The organism is Halodurantibacterium daqingense (genome assembly GCF_042666235.1).
Classification (GTDB): Bacteria; Pseudomonadota; Alphaproteobacteria; order Rhodobacterales; family Rhodobacteraceae; genus Halodurantibacterium; species Halodurantibacterium daqingensis.
The window spans coordinates 274,982-297,385 of record NZ_JBHTFQ010000004.1 but is presented as its reverse complement, the minus strand read 5'-3'; the positions used below and the strand labels follow the sequence as shown (position 1 = coordinate 297,385).

Here is a 22,404-nt window from a genome sequence, read left to right as displayed (position 1 = left end):
AATCAGGGAGGAGAGATCATGAAGCTTCTGCAGACCACCGCTGCTGCGGCCCTTGCCGTGGTGCTGGGCCTTGCCGCGGGCGCCGAGGCCCGCGAATTGCGCACCGCCCCGGGCGGCCCGCCCCCGCATCCGGCCAATGGTGTGCTTTACACCAATTTCGCGCAGTATCTGCCCGAGGAGAGCGACGGGCGCCTGACCGCACAGATTCTCGGCACCGAGGTCGTGACGCTGGGCCAGATGAAGGATGCGCTGCAATCGCAACTGGTCGAGGTCGGCAATCTGCTGCCGCTCTATTTCCCCGCCGACCTGCCCAACATGGCCCTGGCCGGGGAAATGGCGCTGTCGGGGCGCAGCCCGCATGCCATGGCGGCCGCGATGACCGAATACATGGTCAATTGCGCTACCTGCCAGGAGGAGATGAGCCGCTTCGGGATCGTCTATCTCGGCTCCGGCTCCTCGGACGTCTATACCGTGCTGACCAACCGGCCGGTGCGCACGGCGGCCGATCTGCGCGGTCTGCGGCTCCGGTCGGGCGGGGCGCCGTTTTCGCGGTGGGCGGAACATTTCGGCGCGGTGCCCACGGATGTGTCGGTGAACGATCAGTTCGAATCCATGTCGCAGGGCGTCATCGACGGCAGCATGGCTTCGGTCGCCGACCTTCTGTCGTTCCGGCTGATCGAACTTGCCACGCATTACTCGGAGCTGCCGCTGGGCACCTATCACGCGACGTCGAACTTCGCCTTCTCGCTGCCGGTCTGGCAATCGCTGGATGCCGAGGATCGCGCGGCGATCATCCGCGCGGCCAACCGGGCAAATGCCGACTTCACGCAGCGCTGGGGCTATACGATGCGCGAAGAGGCCCAGGCCGCCGCCGCCGAGGCGGGGATCGAGCGGGTGGAACCCGACGCCGAGCTTCTGGCCGCAAGCGAGGCATTCGCCGAAGCGGACCGCGCCAATGCCATCACGCGCGCACAGCAGCAGTTCGGCCTTGCCGATGCCGAAGAGCGGGTCGAGATCTTCCTGGGCCTGGTGGACAAATGGACTGCAATCGTCGAGGAACTTGACGGCGATCCGGCGGCCATCGCCGAGCGCGTTCAGGCCGAGGTCTGGGACAACGTCGATCCTGCCGCCTACGGTGGCTGAGGCAACCGCCCCCGGCACGCCGGGGGCATCTTCCTTCCCGGAGGTCTGAATGGAGCAGCTTCGCCGCGGCGTTGATCTGTCGATGAGCTTTCTGGCCACGCTTGCCTCGCTGGGCGTGCTGGTGATGATGGTGCATGTCTGCGCCGATGTGATCTGGCGCCAGATCTCGGGCGGGCCGCTGCCGGCCACGGTCGAGATCGTGTCGCGCTACTACATGGTACTGGTGGCGTTCCTGCCGCTTGCCTGGGTTGAAAGACGCGGTGGCATGGTGCGCGTCGAACTGATCGATGGCTTCCTGTCGCGCCGAATGATCCTGCTGTCGGATGTGATGGCGGCGCTTCTGGCCGCGGCGGTCTATTTCGGCCTCTCTTATGCAAGCTGGGGCATTGCGATGCGCAACTACAATACCGGCACCTTCGTGACCGCGCTGCAATATGCCGTGCCGGTCTGGCCGACCTATTTTCTTGCGCCGCTGGGCTTCCTGCTGGCGGGGCTGGTCGTGATGCTGCGCGCACTGTTCATCGCGACCGGCACCGACGCCCGGGGCGACAACCGGGAGGCGCTGCAATGAATGTCGAGGCGGGTTTCTATGGCGCCGGCATCCTGGTGCTGCTTCTGCTGCTGCGGGTGCCGGTGGCGCTGGCGCTGATCGCGGTGTCGTTCGGGGGCATCGCCTGGCTGATCGGGCTGACCCCGGCCCTGGGGATTCTGTCGAACACCCCCTACAGCTTTGTAGCCAGCTGGACGATGAGCGCGGTGCCCATGTTCCTCTTGATGGGCTTCGTGGCCTTTCACGCCGGGCTGACCGGCGGGTTGTTCGATGCGGCCAAGGCCGTGCTGCGCAAGTTGCCCGGGGCGCTGGCGATATCGTCGATCTTTGCCTGTTCGGGCTTTGCGGCGGTTTGCGGATCCTCGCTGGCCACCGCCGCCGCCATGGGGCGTATCGCGATCCCGGAAATGGTGCGCGCGGGCTATAACCCGGGCTTTGCCGCCGGGTCCATTGCGGCGGGCGGCACGATCGGTGCGCTGATCCCGCCCTCGATCCTGATGATCATCTATGGCGTCTTTGCCGAAACCTCGATCACGCAGGTGTTCTTGGGTGGCATAGGCATCGGCATCCTGACCGCGCTGTCCTATACGATCGTCGTGCTGGTGATTGCCTGGGCACGCCCCGACATCGTGCCGCGCAAGCCGCTGGAGGACAGCAGCCTGACGGCGCGAGAGGCGCTGGGGCGCATCTGGCCGGTGATGTTGCTGATCGTGCTGGTGTTTGGCGGGATGTTCAGCGGCTTCTTCACCGCGACCGAGGCTGGCGCGGTGGGGGCGGCTGGCTCGCTGGCCTGTGCCGCACTGGTGCGGCGGCTGAACTGGGCGGTGCTGAAACAGGCGCTGCTGGAAACGCTGATGACCTCGGCCTCGCTGTTCATCATCGGGATCGGGGCGGCGATGTTCACGCGCTTCCTCGGCATCACCGGGCTGTCGTCCTTCATTTCGGGCTATGTGAATGATGCCGGGCTCAGCTATTTCCAGCTGATGCTGATCGTGGTGCTGATCTACATCCTGCTCGGCATGGTGATGGAGCCATTCGGCGCCCTGCTGATCACGCTGCCGGTGTTGATCCCGATCTTCAATGCCCAGGGCATCAGCCTGGTCTGGTTCGGTGTCGTCGTGGTCAAGCTGCTCGAGATCGGGATGATCACACCCCCTGTGGGGCTGAACGTCTTCGTCATCCGCAACGTCGCTGCGAAATATGCGACCGTGGTGCAGATCTTCGGCGGGGTGATCCCCTTCCTTCTGGCCGATATCGTGGTGGTGGCGCTGGTCGTGGCTTTCCCGGCCCTGGTGATGATCCTTCCGTCGTTGCTCTGACCGGGGGCCGCGGCGCGGGATCAGGGACGCAGCGCCAGATCCATGCGCAGCGCATCCGCCACCGGGCCGCGGCGCCGGTGCCAGACGCCCGGCCGCACCGCGCCGCGGATGAAGCCGAAGGTGCTGTAGAAGCGGATCGCGCCCGCATTGTCGGCCGCGACCGTCAGCCAGATCCGGGCCGCGCCCGCCTGCCGCAGCTGGTCAAGCACCGCCTGAAGGAACGGGCGCCCGGTGCCGCGGCCGGGCCGTAGCACGCCGAACTCCTCCAGCTTGAAACCCGTGTGCTCCTGCTTCAGCCAGCAGAAGCCCTGCGGCCCGTCCCGGCTCTGCCAGATCAGCACGCGGGATCCGGGGCCAAGAATGGCCTGGCGCAGCGTTTCCTCGGGATAGGTTTCCAGCTTGTCCCAGTTGTCGGGTGCATCGGCGATGGCCTGGATGAAGGCGATGTCGGCGGGTGTGGCGTCGCGCAGCATGAGGGCACCTGTGTCGGGCGGGTCTGCAGGCTCGGCGATTTCATCTGTCGAAACAAGCCCGTTCCGGTTGGTCCGGGGACGCTGCGGGTTGCCATCCCTCGCCGGCGGCACGGTCACCACGGGCATCGTCACTTGCGCGTCCGGCATGGCCGGGCCGGGTGGTGGGGCAGGGCCCTCCTCATCCCGGTGAGACCGGCGACGCGCTTGCATGCCGAAAATGACGACTATATTGTCGACAAAACGGAGGAGACCATCATGACAGCGGCCCCACGACCTACTGCCAGACATTTCGTTCCACCGCAGAATGATCTGCACGAATTTGATGCCGATGTTGCCGAAGGGTTCGATGATGCCCATGCCCTGTTCCGGCGGCTTCGTGACCATTGTCCGGTTGCACATAGCGCGGATTTCGAAGGATTCTGGCTGTTGACCCGCTATGAGGACGTAGCGGCGGCACTCTCGGACTCCGAGACCTTTTCAACCGCCTGCCAGAATGTCGTGCCGCGCGTGGCGACCTCGGGGCGCCGGCCGCCGCTGCATCTTGATCCTCCGGAACACACGCCCTACCGGCGGGCGATCATGCCGTTGTTCCATCCGCCCCGGATGGCGGCGTGGGAGCCGGTGGTGCGCAAGATCGTGGCCGAGCTGTTGCAGCCGCTGGTGGCGCGCGGTGCTGCCGACATCTGTGTGGATTTTTCCTATCGGCTGCCGATCTTCGTGCTGGCCGAATTCTTTCACATCCCCGCCGAACAGGCCGAGCGGATCCGCGACATCGGTGCCGATTTCAACCGCGCGCTGCAGGTGCGCGATCTGGCCAAGCTGGAACAGACCAGCCTGTTTCTCTATGAGGTGGCCCGCGACATCATCGCCTTGCGCAAGGAACAGCCGCTGGATCCCGGCGTCGATCCCACCAGCGCGCTGCTGGCCGCCCGCGATGACGCCGGTAACCCGCTGCCCGACGACATGCTTCTGGGCACGATCCGGCAGCTTCTTGTGGTGGGGATCATCGCGCCCACGACCTTTACCGGCTCGATGGCGATTCACCTGGCGCGCCATCCGGAGCATTTCGCCCTGCTCAAGGCGCAGCCCGACCTGATTCCGGCGGCGTTGGAGGAACTGCTGCGCCTTTACACGCCCTATCGTGGTTTTGCCCGCACCGCGACGCGCGATGTGGAAATCGGCGGCCGGCTGATCCGCAAGGACGAACCCATCGCGCTGGCCTTCACCGCGGCAAACCGCGATCCCGAAGCCTTTGACGATCCGGACAGCTTCCGCCTTGATCGAAGTGGTGACCGGCAGCACATGGCCTTTGGCCGGGGGCCGCATCAATGCGCCGGCGCGCCGCTGGCGCGGTTGATGCTGCGGGTGACCCTTGAAGAGATGATCGCCCGCACGAATGGCTGGGAGATCACCGGCCCCGTGCCGATGACCACCTGGCCCGAATACGGCCCGCTGTCGGTCCCGGTCCGGTTCCGCTAGCGTTCACTCGAAATGATCCGCCGCCAGCCGCGCCACATGGGCGTTGCCGGCGCGGACATGGGCACGCATCGCCGCCTCGGCCGCGTCGGGATTGCCGGCAAGGATCGCCGCGGTGATCACCTGATGGTCGCGGTTGGAATGAGCCATCGAATCGGCGGAAAAGGTTCGCGGCAGTTGCAGCCGGTACAGCGGCAGGCGCACCCGATAAAGAAAATCGTCAATGTGATGGTTCGCGGCGATGGCGCAGATCGTCGCGTGATACTGGAAGTTCTCGATGTTGTAGCTGTCGACGTCATGCCCTGCGACAGCGGCATCCATGCGTGCCTGATGGCCGGACAATGCCGCCACCTGTTCCGGCGACAGGCGGCTTTCCGCGGCCAGACGTGCCGCCAGCCCTTCCAGCACTTCCCGCACCCGGCCCATTGCAAGGATTTCGTCGCGGGTGAAGCGGCGGACATAGACGCCGCGATTTTCCACGAACTCCAGATATCCCTCGCCCACCAGCGTCTTGAAGACCTCGCGGATCCGGCCACGTCCGACGTGGAATTCCTCGGCCAGATCGACCTCGATCAGGCGCTGCCCGGGCGCATAGGCCCCGCGGCGAATGCGTTCCTTGACGCCCTCGGCGATGGTGGCGGTGGTCACTGGCGCGGTCTGCTGGTTCACTGGCATCTGTCCTGCTGTCGAAACCCCGTCCACTATCGTCCGAGGCCGCACCGAAAGTCAAACATCCGCGCTTTTGGTCGACAATCTTGTTGACTAAGTTGTTTCCTCGGATACCATTGCAGAACAGCCTTTATCCTGGGGAGGAGAAGATGGGCCAGCAGACAAGACTGCAGCGGTTCGGACGGCCGCTGCGTGGCGGACTTGCCGCATTCCTGATCGGCACCTGCATCAGCAGCGCCGCGGTTGCACAGGGCGATGAGCTGATCATTGCCCTGTCCACCTTCTCCGAGGAGACGATGGTGCCCTGGGCGGGTAGCGGGCAGCGCAAGACCTATCTCGACCTTGTTTACGAATACCTCACCTATATCGACCCTGACACGCGCGAAACGGTGCCCGGGCTTGCCGAAAGCTGGGAGGCATCGGAGGACGGGCGCCGCTGGACCTTCCACCTGCGCGAGGGCGTGCAGTTCGCCGGCGGCCATGGCGAGATGACATCGGCCGATGTCGCCTATTCGATCGAGCGGTTCATCCGCGACGATTCGCGCGCCGGCCCCTCCTCGGTGCTGCGCCGCGCGATCGCCTCGGTCGAAACGCCGGACGAACGCACGGTGGTGGTGACGCTGAACACCCCGGATCACGAGCTTGCGCAGGGCTATTTCGGCGCCTCGCAGCAGCTTGGCATCGTTTCCAAGGCCTATTTCGATGCGGTGGGCGAAGCGGCGGCCGAAGCCGATCCGATCGGCACCGGCCCCTATCGGCTGGAGCGCATCGCCTCGGGGTCCGAAATCGTGATGACGCTGCGCGACGATGTCGGGGACCACTGGCGTGCCCGCCCCGAATTTTCGCGCGTCGTCTTCCGCGTGGTGCCCGAGGAATCGACCCGCGTCGCCATGCTGCGCACGGGCGAGGCCGACATCGCCCCGATCGGCTTCGATTCGATCCCGACGGTGCGCGATGCGGGGCTGCGGATCGTCTCGGCGCCGGCCACCTGGTCGCCGGTGGTGCGCTTTGGCGGGCTCGTCCAGACATCGCAGGAGCGTTACAACCCCGATGCGCCCTGGGCGCGGCGCGAAGTGCGGCAGGCGCTGAATTATGCCGTGGACAAGCAGGAAATCATCGACGCGCTGTTTCAGGGCGAGGCAACCATCGCCGCCAGCGATACACCGGTCCCGGCCTGGGAGTCGGTCGAGCCCTATCCCTATGACCCCGAGCGCGCCCGCGCGCTGCTTGCGGAGGCCGGATATCCCAACGGCTTTGACGTGACGATCCGCACCTTTACCACCACGCCCGGTGCAGAACTGCCGCTGATGGCCGAGGCGGTTGCGCTTTACTGGCAGGATATCGGTGTCAACGTCACGATCGAGCCGGTGGACTGGCCCTCGCTGCGCAGTGCCTGGACCGAGGGGCGGGCGAACGACTATGTCTGGACCCATCGCGGCTTTCCCTTTGCCAGCGCCGTGAACGGGCTGGAGGCGGGCTTTACCGCCAGCAGCCTTTTCGCGAGCTATACCTCACCCGAGCTGGAAGAGATGATCAGTGCCTTCTCGAACGAGCCTGACGCGGCCCGCCGTGAAGCCCTGTTCACCGAAATCGGCCAGCACCTGCGGGATGAGGCGGCAGCGGTCTTCATCGCCCTTGCCAATGAACCCTATGGTGTCAGCGACAAGGTTGGCGACTGGGATATCTCCACTTCCTACGTCTGGAACTTCGATCAGGTGGGCCGCGCCGGAAACTAGGCGCAGCACGCGGGCTGGTGGTTGCGCCGCCCCGACCAGGAAAGGGAGCCAATGGTCAAGGTCATCGCCACACGCACGATCGAGGCGCTTATCGCGCTTCTGCTCATGAGTATCGTGATCTTCCTGCTCAGCCGTCTGACGGGCGATCCGATCGCGCTGTTGCTGGGCGATGGCGCGACCGAGGCCGACCGCCAGGCGCTGGCGCGCGATCTCGGGCTCGACCGGTCGCTGCCGGCGCAGTATCTCGGCTTCCTGGCCGATGTGCTGCGTGGGGATTTCGGACGCTCGCTGACAGCGGGGGGGCAGCCGGCGCTGGACCTGGTGCTGGCGCGGCTTCCGGCCTCGCTCAGCCTGGCGGGGGTGGCGCTGGTCTTCACGCTTGTGGTGGGGGTTCTGTTCGGAGTTGCGGCCTCGATCCGGCGCAACGGGCCGGTGGATGTGGCCGCGCGCCTGGTCGCGCTGGTGGGCCAGTCGGTCCCCAGCTTCTGGCTGGGCATCGTTCTGATGTATGTCTTTGCGGTGAAGCTGGGCTGGTTGCCGACCTCGGGCTATGGCAGCTGGAGCCACTATGTCCTGCCCGCCGCGACGCTGGGACTGTTCACGCTGGCGGCCATCACCCGGCTGGTGCGGTCCAGCATGCTGGAGGCCCTGGGCAGCGAATACATCAAGCTCGCGCGCGTCAAGGGCCTGCCCGAGGCCATGGTGATCTGGAAACACGCGCTGGCAAACAGCCTGATCCCGGTCATCACCTTCATGGGCACCTTCTTTGCGGTGATGATTACCGGCGCGGTGATCGTGGAAACGGTCTTTGCCTGGCCGGGGATCGGGCGGCTGGCCTACGAATCCATCCTCGCGCGCGATTTCCCGGTGGTGCAGGCGGTGGTGCTGGTGATCACTGCGCTTTTCATCCTCGCGAACCTCATGGTCGATGTCCTTTACATCGTGGTTGATCCCCGCATGCGGAGCCGCGGCTGATGGTGCAGAAGATCCTCATACTGCGCGGCGCGCGGCCCAAGGGGCCGATGCCCGGCATGGCCCTCTGGCGGCAGACGGGCTGGCCGGTGCGGCTGGCGCTGATCCTGCTGGCGGTCTTCATGGTGGCCGCGATCTTCGGCCCCTGGATCACACCGCATGATCCGATGCAGGGCTCGCTGCGCGCAAGGCTTGTGCCGCCGGTCTGGCAGGAGGGCGGAAGCTGGGCCCATGTCTTCGGCACCGACCGGCTGGGCCGGGATATCCTGTCGCGGCTGATCGCGGGCGCGCGCATTTCGCTGACCGTCTGCGTGCTGGCCATCGCCATAGCCGGAACGATCGGCACGGCGGTGGGCACCATCGCGGGCTATTTCGGCGGGTGGACAGACCGAATCCTGATGCGGCTGGTGGATCTTGCGCTGTCCTTTCCGGTCATCCTGCTGGCGCTGCTTCTGGGGGCGATCCGGGGGCCAAGCTTTGCCAATATCATCATCGTCATCTCGCTTGTCCTCTGGAGCCAGTATGCCCGGATGTCGCGGGGCGAGACGATCAAGATCCGCAACGAGGACTACGTGGATCTTGCCCGAACCTCGGGCCTGTCGGACCTGCGGATCCTGTGGCGGCACATCCTGCCCAATATCGCGCCGGCGCTGATTGTCATCGCGACGCTGCAGGTGGGTATCGTCATCGTGCTGGAGGCCTCGCTCAGCTTTCTTGGGGTGGGCGTGCCGCCGCCGGCGCCGTCCTGGGGCTCGATGGTGGCGGACGGACGGTCCTACATCACCTCGGCCTGGTGGCTGTGCATGATCCCGGGGATCGCGATTCTGCTGACGGTGATGTCGGTCAACCTTGTCGGCGACGCGCTTGCCGACCGCATCAACCCGGCGCTGAGGGGGCGGAACCTGTGAACATGCAAATCCCACCCGCGCCCCTGCTCGAGGTGCGTGACCTGAGCGTGCGGCTGGGCGCCCCCGACGCGCCGGCGCTGATCGAGGGGGTGAACCTTTCGCTGCGCCCCGGTGAGACGCTGGGGCTTGTCGGGGAAAGCGGATCGGGCAAGACGACGCTGGGCATGGCGCTGATGCGCCTTCTGCCACCCTTGCTCGACCGCGGCCTGTCGGGGCAGGTGATCTATGACGGGCGCGATGTGGCGCGGATGCAGCCTGCGGAACTGGCAGACATACGAGGCAGCGAGATCTCGATGATCCTGCAGGATCCGATGGCCTCGCTCAATCCGGTGTTTTCGGTGGGGAACCAGCTGAAAGAGGGGCTGCGCCGCCATGCGACCGCACCCGGCAGCCTGCAGGAACGCGCGATCCGTGCGCTGGACGATGTGCGCATTCCCTCGCCCGAAGCGCGGCTGGCGAGCTACCCTCACCAGATGAGTGGTGGCATGCGGCAGCGTGTCGTGGGCGCGATCGCGTTGACCCGGGCGCCACGCCTGCTGATCGCCGATGAGCCCACGACATCGCTGGATGTGACGATCCAGTATCAGTTTCTGGACCTGCTCAAGGATCTGCAGGCGCGTCTGGGGATGGCGATGTTGTTCATCACCCATGATTTCGGCGTGGTGGCGCGGATGTGTGACCGGGTTGCGGTGATGTATGCGGGGCAGATCGTCGAGCAAGGGCCGGTGCGCGACATCTTTGCGCGGCCGACGCACTGGTACACCCGCGCGCTGTTGGACAGCGTGCCGACGGTGAACACGCGCCTTGACCGCCTGCCCACCATTCCCGGTGCGCCGCCCACCGTTGCGGCGCGACCCGAGGGCTGCCGTTTTCATCCGCGCTGCGCCAATGCGCAGAGCCGCTGCCGCAGCGCCCCGCCGATGCAGGAACGGCGCCCGGGCCAGAGCGCGCGCTGCTGGTTCCCGCTGGACAGTGAAAGGACCCCCGCATGAGCGACCCGATCCTGAGCGCCGAGGGCCTGACCCGCATCTTCCGCGTGCGTCACAAGGAAAGGATGCAGGATCTGCACGCGGTGGCGGGCGTCGACCTTGCGCTTCATGCCGGCCAGACGCTGGGCATCGTCGGTGAATCCGGCTGTGGCAAGACCACACTGAACCGGATGCTGCTGATGCTTGACCAGCCGTCGGCGGGCACGGTGCGCTTTCGCGGCAGGCCCTGCAACACGCTTGATGCTGCGGGCAAACGTGCCTTTCGCCGCGCCGTGCAGCCGGTCTTCCAGAACCCGTTTTCATCGCTCGACCCCCGGATGCGCGTGGGGCGGATCATCGCCGAGCCGCTTTCGACCATCCCCGGCCTGTCGCGCGCCGAGATCGATTCGCGCGTGGCCGAGGTGCTGGAGGCCGTGGGCCTGCGCGCCACCGACGCCCGCCGCTTTCCCAACGAGTTTTCCGGCGGCCAGCGCCAGCGTATCGCCATTGCACGGGCCATCGCCTCGCGCCCCGAAGTGCTGATGCTGGATGAACCGGTGTCGTCGCAGGATATCTCGATCCGCGCGCAGATCCTGAACATCCTGAAGGATTTGCAGGAGGAGAACGGGCTGGCCTGTGTCTTCATCTCGCATGATCTGGCAACGGTGCGCTTCATGGCGGACGAGGTGATCGTGATGTATCTGGGCCGCCCCGTGGAACGCGGCACGGCCGAGGCGATCTGCACCCGTCCGGCCCATCCTTATACCAAGGCACTTCTGGCCGCGGCCCTGCCGCCCGATCCGGACGCCGCCCCGCCGGAACTGCCACCGCAGGGCGAACTGCCAAGCCCGCTCGACCCGCCGCAGGGCTGCCCCTACCACACTCGCTGCCCCCTGCGGATGGAGATCTGCGCCAGCCACAGGCCGGCGATGCTGGCCGCATCCCACGGGGGTGTGGCCGCCTGCCACCTGCTTGAACCGGAGGCCGCCCATGTCGCTTGATTTCGTGGCTGTGGGCGATGTGGGCATGGACCGCGACCAGCCCGCCACGATCTTTGACAAGGTGCGCGACCGGCTGCGCCGCGCCGATCTGGGCTTCTGCCAGCTGGAGGTCAACCTGACCACCCGTGGCACGCGGATGCCGCAGGCCCGCCACACCATCCGGGGCAACCCCGCCATCGCGCCTGCATTGGTCGATGCGGGGCTTGGGGTCGTTTCCTTCGCCGGCAATCATTGCATGGACTGGGGCCCCGAGGGGCTTTTCGATACGCTTGACCATCTGCAGGCGGCGGGCGCGGTTCAGCTTGGCGCGGGCCGCAACATCCACGAGGCGCGGGCGCCCGCCTATGTCACCCGGAACGGGGTGACGGTGGGCTTTGTCGCGGTGAACTCGATCCTGCCGATGAACTACTGGGCCGAGGAAAACCGCCCCGGCTGTGCACCGCTGCGCGGCCACACGCTTTATGAACAGATCGAACATGACCAGCCGGGAACGCCGGCCCGTGTTCACACCTGGGCGCATCGCGCGGACCTTGCCGCGCTCGTGGACACGATCGCCGAGATGCGGGACCGCGCCGATGTGGTAATCCTGTCGCATCACGCGGGGATCCATTTCGTTCCCGCCGCCATCCCCGATTATCAGCGCGAGGTGGCCCATGCCGCCATCGATGCCGGGGCCGATCTGGTGCTGGGCCATCATGCCCACATCCTGAAGGGGGTCGAGATCTATCGCGGCAAGCCGATCCTCTACAGCCTTGCGAATTTTGCCATCGACCTGAAGATGGACGCGGCACATGCGGCCTCCAGGGGGTTCCGCGAGATCCAGAAGCTGAACCCCGACTGGGTGCCCGATTTCGACAGCAGCTACAACTTCCCCCCGGACAGCGCGATGAGCATGATCGCCGAAGCGCGGCTGGCCAGGGGCGGGGTCAGCGACCTGCGCCTGCTGCCGGTGATGATCGGGCGCGATGCCAATCCGCGCATCGTCGGGCCGCAGGAGGCGGATTTCGGCCGCATCCGCGATTACCTGCAGCAGATCTCGGACGCGGCCGGGCTGGGCAGCCGCATCACCGCGGAAGGCGAGGCGCTGCGGGTCGCCGCTGCATGAGCCTTTCGCATGAACTTGCCGCCGCCTATGCAGCGGCTACGGTGCCGCAACCCGCGCGGGACGCCGCGCTGGTGGCGCTGGGTGATGCGGTTGCCGTCATGATTGCCGCAACGGGGCTCGAACCTGCGGCAGGCGCCTTTGCGCGGCATGCCCGCGCCATGGGCGGGGGCGGATCCTGCACGATCATTGGCGGCGGGCGAGCCCCGCCGCCGCTTGCGGCGCTGGCCAATGGCGCGCTGGCCCATGCCATCGATTACGAGGACACGTTCGAGGCCGGGATGATCCATCCCAATGCGGTGCTTGTGCCGACAGTCCTTGCCCTGGCGGAAAGCGAGGGCGCCGGCGGCGTCGCCGAGGCGCTGGCCCTGGGCTGCGATTTTGCCTGCCGGCTGTCGCTGGCGCTCGCGGCCGACCCGGCGGCGCGCGGCTGGTATCATCCTCCGGTTCTGTCCGGGCTGGGCGCGGTGATGGGGGCGGTACGGCTTCTGGGGCTGGCACCTGCCACGACTGTCAACGCCCTCGGGCTGTTCGCCACGCAGTTCCTGCTCAGTGACGCGCTCAAGCACAGCCCGGCCTCGCATCTGCGGGCGGTGCGCGACGGGCTTGCAGCGCAGGCGGCGGTGCAGTCCGTCCTTCTCGCACGTGAAGGGGTGGTGGCGGTGCCCGCACCGCTTGAGGGGCAGGGCGGGGTCTTTGCAGTCCTCACCGGCGCGCCGCCGCGGGAGGCGCCGCTGCTGGAAGGGCTTGGCAGGCGGTTCTTCGGGCCTGAAGTGGGGCTCAAGCGATGGCCTTCCTGCCGGGGCACCCATCCCGCGATCCTTGTGGCGCGGGCCCTGCGCGGCCAGATCGCGCCGGCTGATATCGCCTCGGTAGAGGTGACTGTGCGCCCGCCTGCCGACATGCTGTTCGTGCCGCGGGCGCAACGCTGCGCCCCGCGCAGCGCCATCGACGCCAAGTTTTCGGTGCCCTTCGTCTTTGCGAGCAGCCTGCTTCATGGCGATCCCGGCCTCGGCAGTTTTGCCCCGGCGCGGCTGAACGATCCGGGTGTGCTGCAGCTTGCTCCGAAGGTCATGCTTGGAGGGATCGCGCCGGATGGGCACGAGGCCGTGTTCAAGATCATCACCCACAGCGGAGAGGTCCTGCACGAGGAGGTCCCCGAGGTTCCGCTATGGCGCAGCGGCGATCTGACGCCGGACGATTTGCAGCCGAAGATCGCGGAATGTCTGGTCCATGCGTCCTTTCCGGTTGCGGTCTCCGATCTTCTTGCGGCGATCAGGACGGTGCCCCGGCAGGGGATCGGGGCGCTGATGGCGCATCTGGGCGGCAAGGCTGTCGCGGGCGGGGACTGATGCCCCTGCAGCGGCCGCACCCCGCAACGGGATCGGCGGCGCAGGCGCGTGGCGACGGGTAACCATGCGCGGCTTGAGGCAGAAGCTGCGGCAGACAGATCACGTTGACGGCGTTGCTCGGGTGCTTCGGCCTTTGCGGGTCGATCTGGCCGGGTCCAGGACCTGCTCTCTGTCGGAGAGGTTTCGTCAGTGAGGCGTTGTCGCTGCCGCCCCGCGCCCCGGCAATCGGAGGCGGACGAGGTCATCGCCCGGGCCAGGCCGCACATCCACGAATGATGGAGGCTTTGGCCGATCCGCGGCGCCATCGTGGTCAGGCATGTCAGGGCGTCCGCAGCGGTCAGCGGGGCAGAAGCAGCTCCGCCAGCGTCAGCGCCATGACTTTTGCGCTGTCGACCATGTCCTGCACGCCGATCCATTCGTCGGGCTGATGGGCAAGGTCCAAAACCCCCGGCCCATAGGCGATGCAGTTCTTCAGGCGGCCGATCCGGTCGATGTGCTTCTGGTCATAGGTGCCGGGCGAGACGACAAAATCCGCCTGCGTGTCCAGCACCTTGCGGATCGCCTCGGCGACGGTGCGCACCACCGGCGCATCGCGATCGGTCATCGAGGGCTGCACCTCGAAGAGATCGCGCACCTCATAGTGGAAGCTGGGGCGTTCGGCCTTCACGCGCTCCAGCATCGCGGTGACCTCGCCCTTCACCTCGTCGATGTTCTCCTCGATCAGGAAACGGCGGTCGATGATGATCCGGCACCGGTCCGGCACGCAAGGCGCGGGCATGCCGGTATAATCGGCTTCCTGTTCGGGTTCCCCGCCATGGATCGAGTTGATGTTGAGCGTCGATTGCTTCGCGCCCTCCGGAATCACCGGCATCTCGGTGCGCTTGGTGGCGAGGAGGGGAAACAGCGTCGTCTCCATTTCGGCCAGAACCGCGCCCATGTGGCGCACCGCACTGTCGCCGAGGAAGGGCATCGACCCATGGGCGATTCGGCCATGCGTCTCGATCTCGGCCCACCAGACGCCACGGTGGCCAAGGCAGATCCGGTCCTTGTGCAGCGGTTCGGGGATGATGACATGCTGCACGCGGGCCGGATCGAAATAGCCCTGTTCCGCCAGATAGGCGACACCGCCGAAGCCGCCCGATTCCTCGTCGGCGGTGGCGGAAATCTCGATCGCGCCCGCGAAACCGGGATGGGCAGCGATGAAGGCCTCGGCGGCGATGATGCTGGTGGCAAGCCCGCCCTTCATGTCGCAAGCGCCGCGGCCATAGATCCGGTCGCCGTCCAGCTCGCCTCCGAAGGGATCGCGGGTCCAGCCATGGCCGACCTCGACCACGTCATGGTGGCTGTTGAAATGCACGCAGTCGCCGGGGCGGGTGCCTTCCCGCCGCGCGACAAGGTTCCAGCGCGGGTGGCGGTCGCTGTCGGCCAGCGCGCCGGTCGCGCGGACCAGTTCCACCGAAAACCCGCTTGCGCGAAGCCGTTCGGCCAGAAAATCGCATATCTCCCTGTAGTTGCGCCCAGGAGGGTTCAACGTGGGGATGCGGATCAGCCCCTGGGTGAGGGCTATCAGGCTGTCGCGGCGGGCGTCGATCTCCGCCAGAAGGGAGGGGGCATCTGCTGTCATGGCCGCAGAGTATCGCCGGGCATGCGATCCCACAACAACACAGTTGCATCGCCACGCGATACGAAAGAGCGCCGCCCCCGCAAAAGAAAAGGGAGCAGCAAGCTGCCCCCTTTCCCGATTTCAATGCCGGTGCGGCGTGTGCCGATCAGGCCAGTGCGAGGTTGGTCGCCGACTGGCGGCCATCGCGGCTGGTTTCCAGATCGAAGGTCACTTTCTGACCATCGTCAAGGCTGCGCAGGCCAGCGCGCTCAAGCGCGGTGATGTGCACGAACACGTCCTTGGAACCGCCATCGGGCTGGATGAAGCCGAAGCCTTTGGTGGCGTTGAACCATTTCACGGTGCCATTTGCCATCGTGAGATCTCCTAAACTATGCTGCCCACGGAACTGCGGCAGCCTGGCTCCGCAAGTCAAAGATCGAGTGCTGAAGCCCTTGAAGGAGACAGATGGTCGATAGAGAAAAACGTCGCCAGTCGAATATGGGGCAAGTCGGCTTGCATTGCAAGGTGCCTGCGCAAGAAAGCCGGAGGCCGCGCGGGGAGGCCTCCGGATGAGCTCAGAAGAGCAGGTAGATGAGAATGATGATCGGGATGGGCACCCCGATCAGCCAAAGAAGAATCCCGCGCATGGGCTCAGAATCCTCGTCCGGTGAGGGCCATGATGAGAAGGATGATCAGCACCACACCCAGCACGCCCGACGGGCCATAGCCCCAGGCGCGGCTGTGGCCCCAGGTCGGAAGTGCGCCGATGAGCGCAAGGATCAGGATGATGATCAGGATCGTTGACAGCGGCATTATGGGCATTCCTTGTCCAGCTTCTGTCGGCCAACGCAGCGCCTGCCAAGATGTTCCCGAAGATGTGATCTTCGCCTGCAGGCGATCGAATGGCGGTATCTTGGCGGGCACCAGGTATTGCCGCCGGGCGCTGCTGCCGGGCGGGGCGGGCCCGGCCTCGTCCCGGGCGCCGTTTCTCCCGCTGCCCGAAGGCCGAAGCGCCTGGGGGCACATGATGCCCAACGCACGGGTCGCATCCGCAGCCACCGAGCCAGCCACGTGACCAGCGCGGCACATGCCGGTGATGAGGTGCCTGGGGCAGGTGCGGCAGCTGTCGGGGGCAGACAAGCGCAGTGAGTCCATGTGACACGCGGCGCCCCGGCGCTGGGGCGCGCGTTGCCAGGCCTCTCGGGGGAACAACCGGCACGCGCCGCGCAATGGCGCTTCCGGCCCGCCATCATCAGGGCGCGCTGCGGGGGCGGATCCCAACCTGGGGGAAAGCGTGCCTTCTCGACCCGGCAGAGCTACCGCCGGCAAGGGGCCGCGGTGATCGAGGGGCCTGCCGGCGCCGCGCCCGCACAGGCTTGCATGCGGTGGCGGCCGCTCCTCGGGCGCTGACGCTGTCCCGACGGCTTCGTCACGGGCCTGCTGTTCGGCCAGCGCATTCCGCAGGGACACCGGGAACCGCAGGGGGAAGGCGGCGACACCGTTGCCATCCGCGGGCACGGGGGCGTCCTGCGGATGCTGGCCGCCCCGGTCAGGGACGCCCGCTGCACGGGGCCGGCGATGTTCCGGCCCCGTTCCGAATGCTGCGTCGGGCTAGCGCGTGAATTTCTTGTATTTCACGCGCTTCGGTTCAACCGAATCCGGGCCGAGGCGGCGGATCTTGTCTTCCTCATAGGCCTCGAAGTTGCCTTCGAACCATTCCACATGGGCGTCGCCTTCGAAGGCGAGGATATGGGTGCAGAGCCGGTCGAGGAAGAAGCGGTCGTGGCTGATGATGACCGCGCAGCCGGCGAAATCGTCCAGCGCCGCTTCCAGCGCCTGCAGCGTCTCGACGTCGAGATCGTTGGTCGGTTCGTCCAGCAGCAGCACGTTCCCGCCCGAACGCAGCAGCTTTGCCATATGCACCCGGTTGCGTTCACCGCCCGAGAGAAGGCCCACCTTCTTCTGCTGGTCGCCGCCCTTGAAGTTGAAGGCGCCGCAATAGGCACGGCTGTTCATCTCGGCATCGCCCAGATGGATCACCTCGAGCCCCTCCGAGATCTCTTCCCAGACGGTCTTGTTGGGATCCAGCGCATCGCGCGACTGATCGACATAGGAGAGCTTGACCGTGTCGCCATAGCTGACGGTGCCCTCGTCCGGCTGCTCCTGGCCGGTCAGCATCCGGAAAAGTGTCGTCTTGCCCGCGCCGTTCGGGCCGATGACGCCCACGATGCCGCCCGGCGGCAAGGAGAAGCTCAGGTTCTCGATCAGAAGCTTGTCGCCCATGGCCTTCTTGAGCCCCTCGACCTCGATCACCTTGCCGCCAAGGCGCGGGCCGTTGGGGATGATGATCTGGGCGCGGCCGATCTTTTCCCGCTCGGACTGGTTCGCCATTTCTTCATAGGCGTTGATCCGGGCCTTCTGCTTGGCCTGGCGGGCCTTGGCGCCGGCGCGGATCCATTCAAGCTCGCGCTCCAGCACCTTCTGCTTGGCCTTGTCCTCGCGCGCTTCCTGCGCCAGCCGCTTGGCCTTCTGTTCCAGCCAGCTGGAATAGTTGCCCTCGTAGGGGATGCCCCGGCCGCGGTCGAGTTCCAGGATCCAGCCGGTGATGTCGTCGAGGAAGTACCGGTCGTGGGTCACGCAGAGGATGGTGCCCTTGTATTCGATCAGGTGCTTTTGCAGCCAGGCGATGGTTTCGGCATCAAGGTGGTTGGTCGGTTCGTCCAGAAGCAGCATGTCCGGCGCCTCAAGCAGCAGCTTGCAGAGCGCGACGCGGCGCTTTTCGCCACCCGAAAGGCTGTTCACATCGGCATCGTCGGGCGGGCAGCGCAGGGCCTCCATCGCGACATCGACCTGGCTGTCGAGATCCCAGAGGTTCTCGGCGTCGATCTCGTCCTGCAGGCGCGCCATCTCGTCGGCGGTTTCGTCCGAATAGTTCATTGCCAGTTCGTTGTAGCGGTCGAGCTTGGCCTGCTTGGCCTTCACCCCCTCCATCACGTTGCCGCGCACGTTCAGCGCGGGGTCCAGCTCGGGTTCCTGCGGAAGGTAGCCCACGCGGGCGCCCTTGGCGGCCCAGGCCTCGCCCGAGAAATCCTTGTCGATGCCGGCCATGATGCGCAGCAGGGTCGATTTACCGGCACCGTTGACGCCCACGACGCCGATCTTGACGCCGGGAAGGAACGAGAGGCGGATGTTCTCGAAGGTCTTCTTGCCGCCCGGATAGGTCTTGGAGACACCATCCATGTGATAGACATACTGGTAAGAGGCCATCGGTGAATTCTCCTCGCGGATAGCGGTCGTTTCGGTGATCTGGCCCGTCATGTAGCGATTATGCTGGACAAGGGCAATCGCGGGGTGGTTAGCCTCGGCCCCGGTTCGGGCGGCCCTTGGCCGCGCCGGCGCGGCAACAGGGGGCAGGATGCAGGGTTTTCCCATCGCCCGGGCGGGGATGACCATAGGTCTTCTGGGCGGGTCGTTCGATCCGGCCCATGCCGGCCATGTGCATCTCACGCGGCAGGCGCTGAACCGGCTGCGGCTGGATCAGGTCTGGTGGCTGGTGAGCCCGGGCAATCCGCTCAAGCTGCGGGGGCCGGCGCCGATGGCGCAGCGCGTGGCGCGGGCGCAGGCCATGATGCGTCATCCGCGGGTGCAGATCACCGACCTCGAGGCGCGGCTGGGCACGCGATACACCGCACAGACCCTGGTGCGGCTTTTGCCGCTTTATCCGGGGGTGCGGTTCGTCTGGTTGATGGGGGCCGACAATCTGGCCAGTTTCCACCGTTGGGACCGCTGGGAGAGCATCGCGCGCTTGCTGCCGATGGCGGTGATCGCACGACCCGGGGCCGGGCTGTCTGCGTTGCGCTCGCCGGCCGCGCGTCGGTTCCGCACCGCGCGGCTGCCGTCGGTTGCGGCGGCGCGGCTTGCGCGGATGCCGGCGCCGGCCTGGGTCTATCTGAACGTGCCGCTGATGCGGATCTCCTCCACCGAACTGCGGGCGAGGGGCGGCTGGCCTAGCGGGTCCGGATCAGGAACGATCCCGCACCCGCAGCCATCAGGACCGTCAGCCCCAGCAAGGTGAAGGCGTCCGGCCAGTCGCCAAAGACGGCATAGCCATAGGCCGTGGCCGCGAGCAGCTGCGCATAGACCAGCGGCGCAAGCCGCGAGGCCGGCGCATGCCGGTAGGCAAAGACCAGCGCCAGATTGCCCAGCATCGATCCGAGCGCCGAGGCAAGGGTCAGCCACAGGACCGGCGCGCTGAATTCGGGCAGGCGCGGCAGCGCAAAGGGGGCAAGCACCAGCGCGCCGATGACAAGCTGCGACAGAAGCAGGGCCCGCGGCCGCGCCACGCCCGAGAGCCAGCGGCTCGTGACCAGGAAACTGCCATAGAATACGCCGCCCAAGAGGCCGAGCCCGGTCCCAAGGCTCATGCCGAAGCCCGGGCGCACCACCACCAGCACGCCCAGGAAGGCCAGGAACAGCATCAGGGTCTGGCCGCGGTGGATCCTTTCCCCCAGAAACAGCGCCGAGAGGAAATAGGACAGGATCGGACCCACGAAGAAGGCGCCGAACACATTGGCAAGGCTTTCGGTCGAAAGCGCGGTGATCATCGCCACGATCGCCGCCACCACCAGCACGCCCCGCAGCCAGATGCGCCAGTCGACAAGAAGCCCCGGCGACAGCCCGGCGCCGCGCAGGAAGGGGACAAGCAGCACCGCACCGAGCGCAAAGCGGCTCCAGGCGACAAAGAGCGGCGCCGCGCCAAGATCGTCGGTCAGAAGCTTGCCGGCGGTGTCGCCTGCGGGAATGAGCGCCATCGCCAGAAGCATGAGCGCGATCGCGGCGGGGGGTGTTGCGTGAAGCGGAGTCATCTGCGGCAGGCTATGCCGCGGGGCAGGCCAAGGAAAGAGCGCTTTCGGCAGATCCGGGCGATCGCCCCTCGGTCGGAAGTCTCCATCCTGGCGGATGCAACCGGCCGCTTCTTCCCGCAGCCGGAACAGATCTGGAGGTGCCGACCCTCGACTTGTCCGCGCCGCACCCAGCCTCGTCAGCTGTAGTGCCAGACAGGCCCCGCGGTGGTTCCGATCACGCCCGCACCAATCCTGACCGGGGAAGCTAAGCGCGTGGCTGCCCGGATCGCCGTGTGAAAAAGGCAGTTCGGCCCGGTCCCGAGAAGGCCCCGCGGCCTCACCGGATTTCCACCCGGGGCGCTGCCTGTAAGAAGACCCGCGCGGTTGTGAAGCCGGGTCGCCTGCGCCGCGATCCGGCAGAATCCTGCGATAGGGGTCAGGGTGAGGTTTTCGTCTGTCCGCACCGCAAGGAGCGAGCGGCGCTCGGCGGCAGTGTGCGAATGCCACATGTTTCGCGCCGGGTCCGGCGGTCATCAGCCGCTTGTCGGCCGGGATGGGCCTCGGATAGAGTTGCGCCATGACGAATCCATCAAACGTATCGCGGCGCTGGCTTCTGGGCGCGCTTGTCGCGGGCGCGGCGGGCCCCGCGCTGGCCGGAGCGCCGACCGTTTCGCTGCGTCCGCCCGCGCGCGGCGCAACCCTGGCTTCCGGCGCGCGGGTGGCCAGCGCAACGGTACCGGCGGCGGCGCAGCTGATCGACGCGGCGCGGCTGGGCGGCGAGGTGAGCTTTGTCGTTGCCGATGCGCGCAGCGGCCAGCTTCTGGAGGCGGCGGGGGCCGAGCGCAGCCTGCCCCCTGCAAGCGTGGTGAAGGCGATGACGGCGCTTTACGCGATCGAGACCCTTGGGTCGGGGTACCGCTTTGCCACCCGGCTGATGGCGACAGGTCCGGTGCAGGGGGGCGTGGTCAACGGCGATCTGGTGCTGGTAGGGGGTGGCGATCCGACGCTGTCCTCGGACGGGCTGGCGACGATGGTCACTGCCCTGCGCGGGCTAGGGGTAAACGGCGTTTCAGGGCGCTTTCTGGTGCATGGCGCCGCCTTGCCCTCGATCCCCGCGATCGACCCCGCGCAACCTGCGCATGTCGGCTATAATCCGGCGGTTTCCGGGCTCAACCTGAACTACAATCAGGTGCATTTCGAATGGCAGCGCGCCCAGGGCGCCTGGCGGCTGAGCATGGAAGCCCGTGCCGAACGCAGCCGCCCCGCCGTCAGCCTCGCGCGGATGCAGGTCGTGCAACGCCAGAGCCCGACCTTCACCTTTGCGGCCAATGGCCCCTATGAGGACTGGACCGTCGCCAGCGCCGCACTGGGGAATGGCGGCAGCCGGCTGCTGCCGGTGCGCCGCCCCGAAGCCTATGCTGCCGAAGTGTTCCAGACGCTGGCCGCCGCGCAGGGCATCCGCCTTCCGCCGGCACAGATCGTGACCAACCTGCCCGCCGGCAGTGTGATCGTGCAGCACGACAGTGACGATCTGCGCACGGTATCGCGCGACATGCTGCGGTGGTCCACCAACCTCACGGCCGAGACTCTGGGCCTCGCGGCTTCGGTCGCGCGGGGGCTGCGGCCCGGAACGCTCGCGGCCTCGGCGGGGGCGATGTCGGACTGGGCCGGGGCGCGGTTCGGGCTTGCGCGGCCGCGGCTGGTCGATCATTCGGGCCTGGGCGATGCCTCACGGATCGCGGCGCTGGACATCGTGCGGGCCTTGGCCGGTTCCGAGGCGCAACTGCGCCCCATCCTGCGCAATTTCCCGATGCGCGACGCGCAGAACAACGAGATCCGCAACCATCCGATCCGGGTGGACGCCAAGACCGGCACGCTGAATTTCGTAAGCGGGCTGGGCGGATACATCACCGCGCCGGGCGGGCGCGAGATGGTCTTTGCCATCTTCTGCGCAGATACCGCACGCCGCGACCGCCTTGGCCCCGCCGAGCGCGAACGCCCCGAAGGTGGGCGCGAATGGACCCAGCGCGCGCGCCGGCTGCAACAGCAGCTGATCGAACGCTGGGCGGCGGTTCACGTCTAGGGCCTCCGTCAGCTCACCGGCGGGGAGCTTTTGCATTGTGCAGCACCGGGTGCAGGGACGAGGCAGCCCCTTGGCCGGATCATTCCCTTCGCCCCTTCCGTCCATCGTGGCTGGCCGGTTCCGGCGCGGGAGGGAGGTGCGAGGCCGGGATCTGCACCAGCCACCCGGCTTGGCGCAGGATCTGCGCCCTGTCACGGCGGCTCAG

The 22,404-nt window shown here is 66.8% G+C and carries 20 protein-coding genes; 13 read left to right on the top strand and 7 right to left on the bottom strand.

The genetic code is table 11. From position 1 onward, the window contains the following. Positions 1–18: 18 nt before the first annotated feature. Genes dctP through ACFQXB_RS09380 form a run of 3 tightly spaced genes read left to right on the top strand, consistent with a single transcriptional unit; the run spans position 19 to position 3,012 of the window. Complete coding sequence (dctP, locus tag ACFQXB_RS09390) at positions 19–1,143, top strand: TRAP transporter substrate-binding protein DctP (RefSeq protein ID WP_377402625.1); 1,125 nt, start codon at positions 19–21, stop codon at positions 1,141–1,143. 49 nt (positions 1,144–1,192) lie between these two features. Further along, entirely contained in the window at positions 1,193–1,714 is a 522-nt protein-coding gene (locus ACFQXB_RS09385) for a TRAP transporter small permease (protein WP_377402622.1), read from the top strand. Then, on the top strand, positions 1,711–3,012 hold the full coding sequence (locus tag ACFQXB_RS09380) for a TRAP transporter large permease (protein ID WP_377402619.1): 1,302 nt from the start codon (positions 1,711–1,713) through the stop codon (positions 3,010–3,012). Before ACFQXB_RS09385 ends, ACFQXB_RS09380 begins: the two co-directional genes overlap by 4 nt. 20 nt (positions 3,013–3,032) lie before the next feature. Here ACFQXB_RS09380 and ACFQXB_RS09375 read toward each other — a convergent pair whose 3' ends face one another. Next, a complete protein-coding gene (locus ACFQXB_RS09375; RefSeq protein WP_377402884.1) occupies positions 3,033–3,611 on the bottom strand; it encodes a GNAT family N-acetyltransferase in 579 nt (192 codons plus the stop codon). Positions 3,612–3,740: 129 nt separating this feature from the next. Here ACFQXB_RS09375 and ACFQXB_RS09370 point away from each other — a divergent pair, with 129 nt between their 5' ends. Continuing rightward, positions 3,741–4,964, top strand: a complete 1,224-nt coding sequence (locus ACFQXB_RS09370; RefSeq protein WP_377402616.1) for a cytochrome P450 — start codon at positions 3,741–3,743, stop codon at positions 4,962–4,964. 3 nt (positions 4,965–4,967) lie between these two features. Here ACFQXB_RS09370 and ACFQXB_RS09365 read toward each other — a convergent pair whose 3' ends face one another. After that, positions 4,968–5,630, bottom strand: a complete 663-nt coding sequence (locus tag ACFQXB_RS09365; protein WP_377402613.1) for a GntR family transcriptional regulator — start codon at positions 5,628–5,630, stop codon at positions 4,968–4,970. Positions 5,631–5,779: 149 nt separating this feature from the next. On the opposite strand from ACFQXB_RS09365, the gene ACFQXB_RS09360 reads away from it, so the two are divergent. The 7 genes from ACFQXB_RS09360 to ACFQXB_RS09330 are packed head-to-tail and all read left to right on the top strand — an operon-like array spanning position 5,780 to position 13,669. After that, on the top strand, positions 5,780–7,366 hold the full coding sequence (locus tag ACFQXB_RS09360; protein WP_377402610.1) for an ABC transporter substrate-binding protein: 1,587 nt from the start codon (positions 5,780–5,782) through the stop codon (positions 7,364–7,366). 51 nt (positions 7,367–7,417) lie between these two features. Further along, positions 7,418–8,341 (top strand): ABC transporter permease, encoded by a 924-nt coding sequence (locus tag ACFQXB_RS09355; protein WP_377402607.1) that lies wholly within the window; start codon positions 7,418–7,420, stop codon positions 8,339–8,341. Then, positions 8,341–9,246 carry an ABC transporter permease gene (locus ACFQXB_RS09350; RefSeq protein ID WP_377402604.1) on the top strand — a complete coding sequence of 302 codons (906 nt, stop codon included), beginning with the start codon at positions 8,341–8,343 and terminating at the stop codon, positions 9,244–9,246. Before ACFQXB_RS09355 ends, ACFQXB_RS09350 begins: the two co-directional genes overlap by 1 nt. A gap of 2 nt (positions 9,247–9,248) precedes the next feature. Next, positions 9,249–10,238, top strand: a complete 990-nt coding sequence (locus tag ACFQXB_RS09345; protein ID WP_377402601.1) for an ABC transporter ATP-binding protein — start codon at positions 9,249–9,251, stop codon at positions 10,236–10,238. Continuing rightward, the gene (locus ACFQXB_RS09340) at positions 10,235–11,215 is read left to right on the top strand and encodes an oligopeptide/dipeptide ABC transporter ATP-binding protein (RefSeq protein WP_377402598.1); all 981 of its coding nucleotides are present in this window, start codon (positions 10,235–10,237) and stop codon (positions 11,213–11,215) included. The genes ACFQXB_RS09345 and ACFQXB_RS09340 overlap by 4 nt, the downstream gene beginning before the upstream one ends. Beyond that, complete coding sequence (locus ACFQXB_RS09335) at positions 11,205–12,320, top strand: CapA family protein (protein ID WP_377402595.1); 1,116 nt, start codon at positions 11,205–11,207, stop codon at positions 12,318–12,320. Before ACFQXB_RS09340 ends, ACFQXB_RS09335 begins: the two co-directional genes overlap by 11 nt. Beyond that, positions 12,317–13,669: an MmgE/PrpD family protein gene (locus ACFQXB_RS09330; protein ID WP_377402592.1), complete on the top strand. Its 1,353-nt coding sequence runs from the start codon at positions 12,317–12,319 to the stop codon at positions 13,667–13,669. The genes ACFQXB_RS09335 and ACFQXB_RS09330 overlap by 4 nt, the downstream gene beginning before the upstream one ends. A gap of 337 nt (positions 13,670–14,006) precedes the next feature. On the opposite strand, the gene ACFQXB_RS09325 is transcribed toward ACFQXB_RS09330, so the two are convergent. From ACFQXB_RS09325 to ettA, 4 genes are all read right to left on the bottom strand, one after another. Beyond that, entirely contained in the window at positions 14,007–15,293 is a 1,287-nt protein-coding gene (locus tag ACFQXB_RS09325) for an acetylornithine deacetylase/succinyl-diaminopimelate desuccinylase family protein (protein ID WP_377402589.1), read from the bottom strand. Between the two features lie 145 nt (positions 15,294–15,438). Continuing rightward, positions 15,439–15,645, bottom strand: coding sequence for a cold-shock protein (locus ACFQXB_RS09320; RefSeq protein WP_377402586.1), 207 nt, complete (start codon positions 15,643–15,645; stop codon positions 15,439–15,441). Positions 15,646–15,923: 278 nt separating this feature from the next. Continuing rightward, positions 15,924–16,085 carry a DUF3309 domain-containing protein gene (locus ACFQXB_RS09315; protein ID WP_449301243.1) on the bottom strand — a complete coding sequence of 54 codons (162 nt, stop codon included), beginning with the start codon at positions 16,083–16,085 and terminating at the stop codon, positions 15,924–15,926. Positions 16,086–16,883: 798 nt separating this feature from the next. Next, positions 16,884–18,539, bottom strand: a complete 1,656-nt coding sequence (gene ettA / locus ACFQXB_RS09310; RefSeq protein WP_377402880.1) for an energy-dependent translational throttle protein EttA — start codon at positions 18,537–18,539, stop codon at positions 16,884–16,886. Positions 18,540–18,687: 148 nt separating this feature from the next. Here ettA and ACFQXB_RS09305 point away from each other — a divergent pair, with 148 nt between their 5' ends. Beyond that, complete coding sequence (locus ACFQXB_RS09305; RefSeq protein WP_377402583.1) at positions 18,688–19,347, top strand: nicotinate-nucleotide adenylyltransferase; 660 nt, start codon at positions 18,688–18,690, stop codon at positions 19,345–19,347. Here ACFQXB_RS09305 and ACFQXB_RS09300 read toward each other — a convergent pair. Next, positions 19,280–20,137, bottom strand: a complete 858-nt coding sequence (locus ACFQXB_RS09300) for a DMT family transporter (RefSeq protein ID WP_377402580.1) — start codon at positions 20,135–20,137, stop codon at positions 19,280–19,282. The two genes, ACFQXB_RS09305 and ACFQXB_RS09300, sit on opposite strands and share 68 nt — an antisense overlap. Before the next feature lie 556 nt (positions 20,138–20,693). On the opposite strand from ACFQXB_RS09300, the gene dacB reads away from it, so the two are divergent. Beyond that, positions 20,694–22,199: a D-alanyl-D-alanine carboxypeptidase/D-alanyl-D-alanine endopeptidase gene (gene dacB, locus ACFQXB_RS09295; RefSeq protein ID WP_377402576.1), complete on the top strand. Its 1,506-nt coding sequence runs from the start codon at positions 20,694–20,696 to the stop codon at positions 22,197–22,199. The last annotated feature ends 205 nt before the right edge of the window (positions 22,200–22,404 follow it).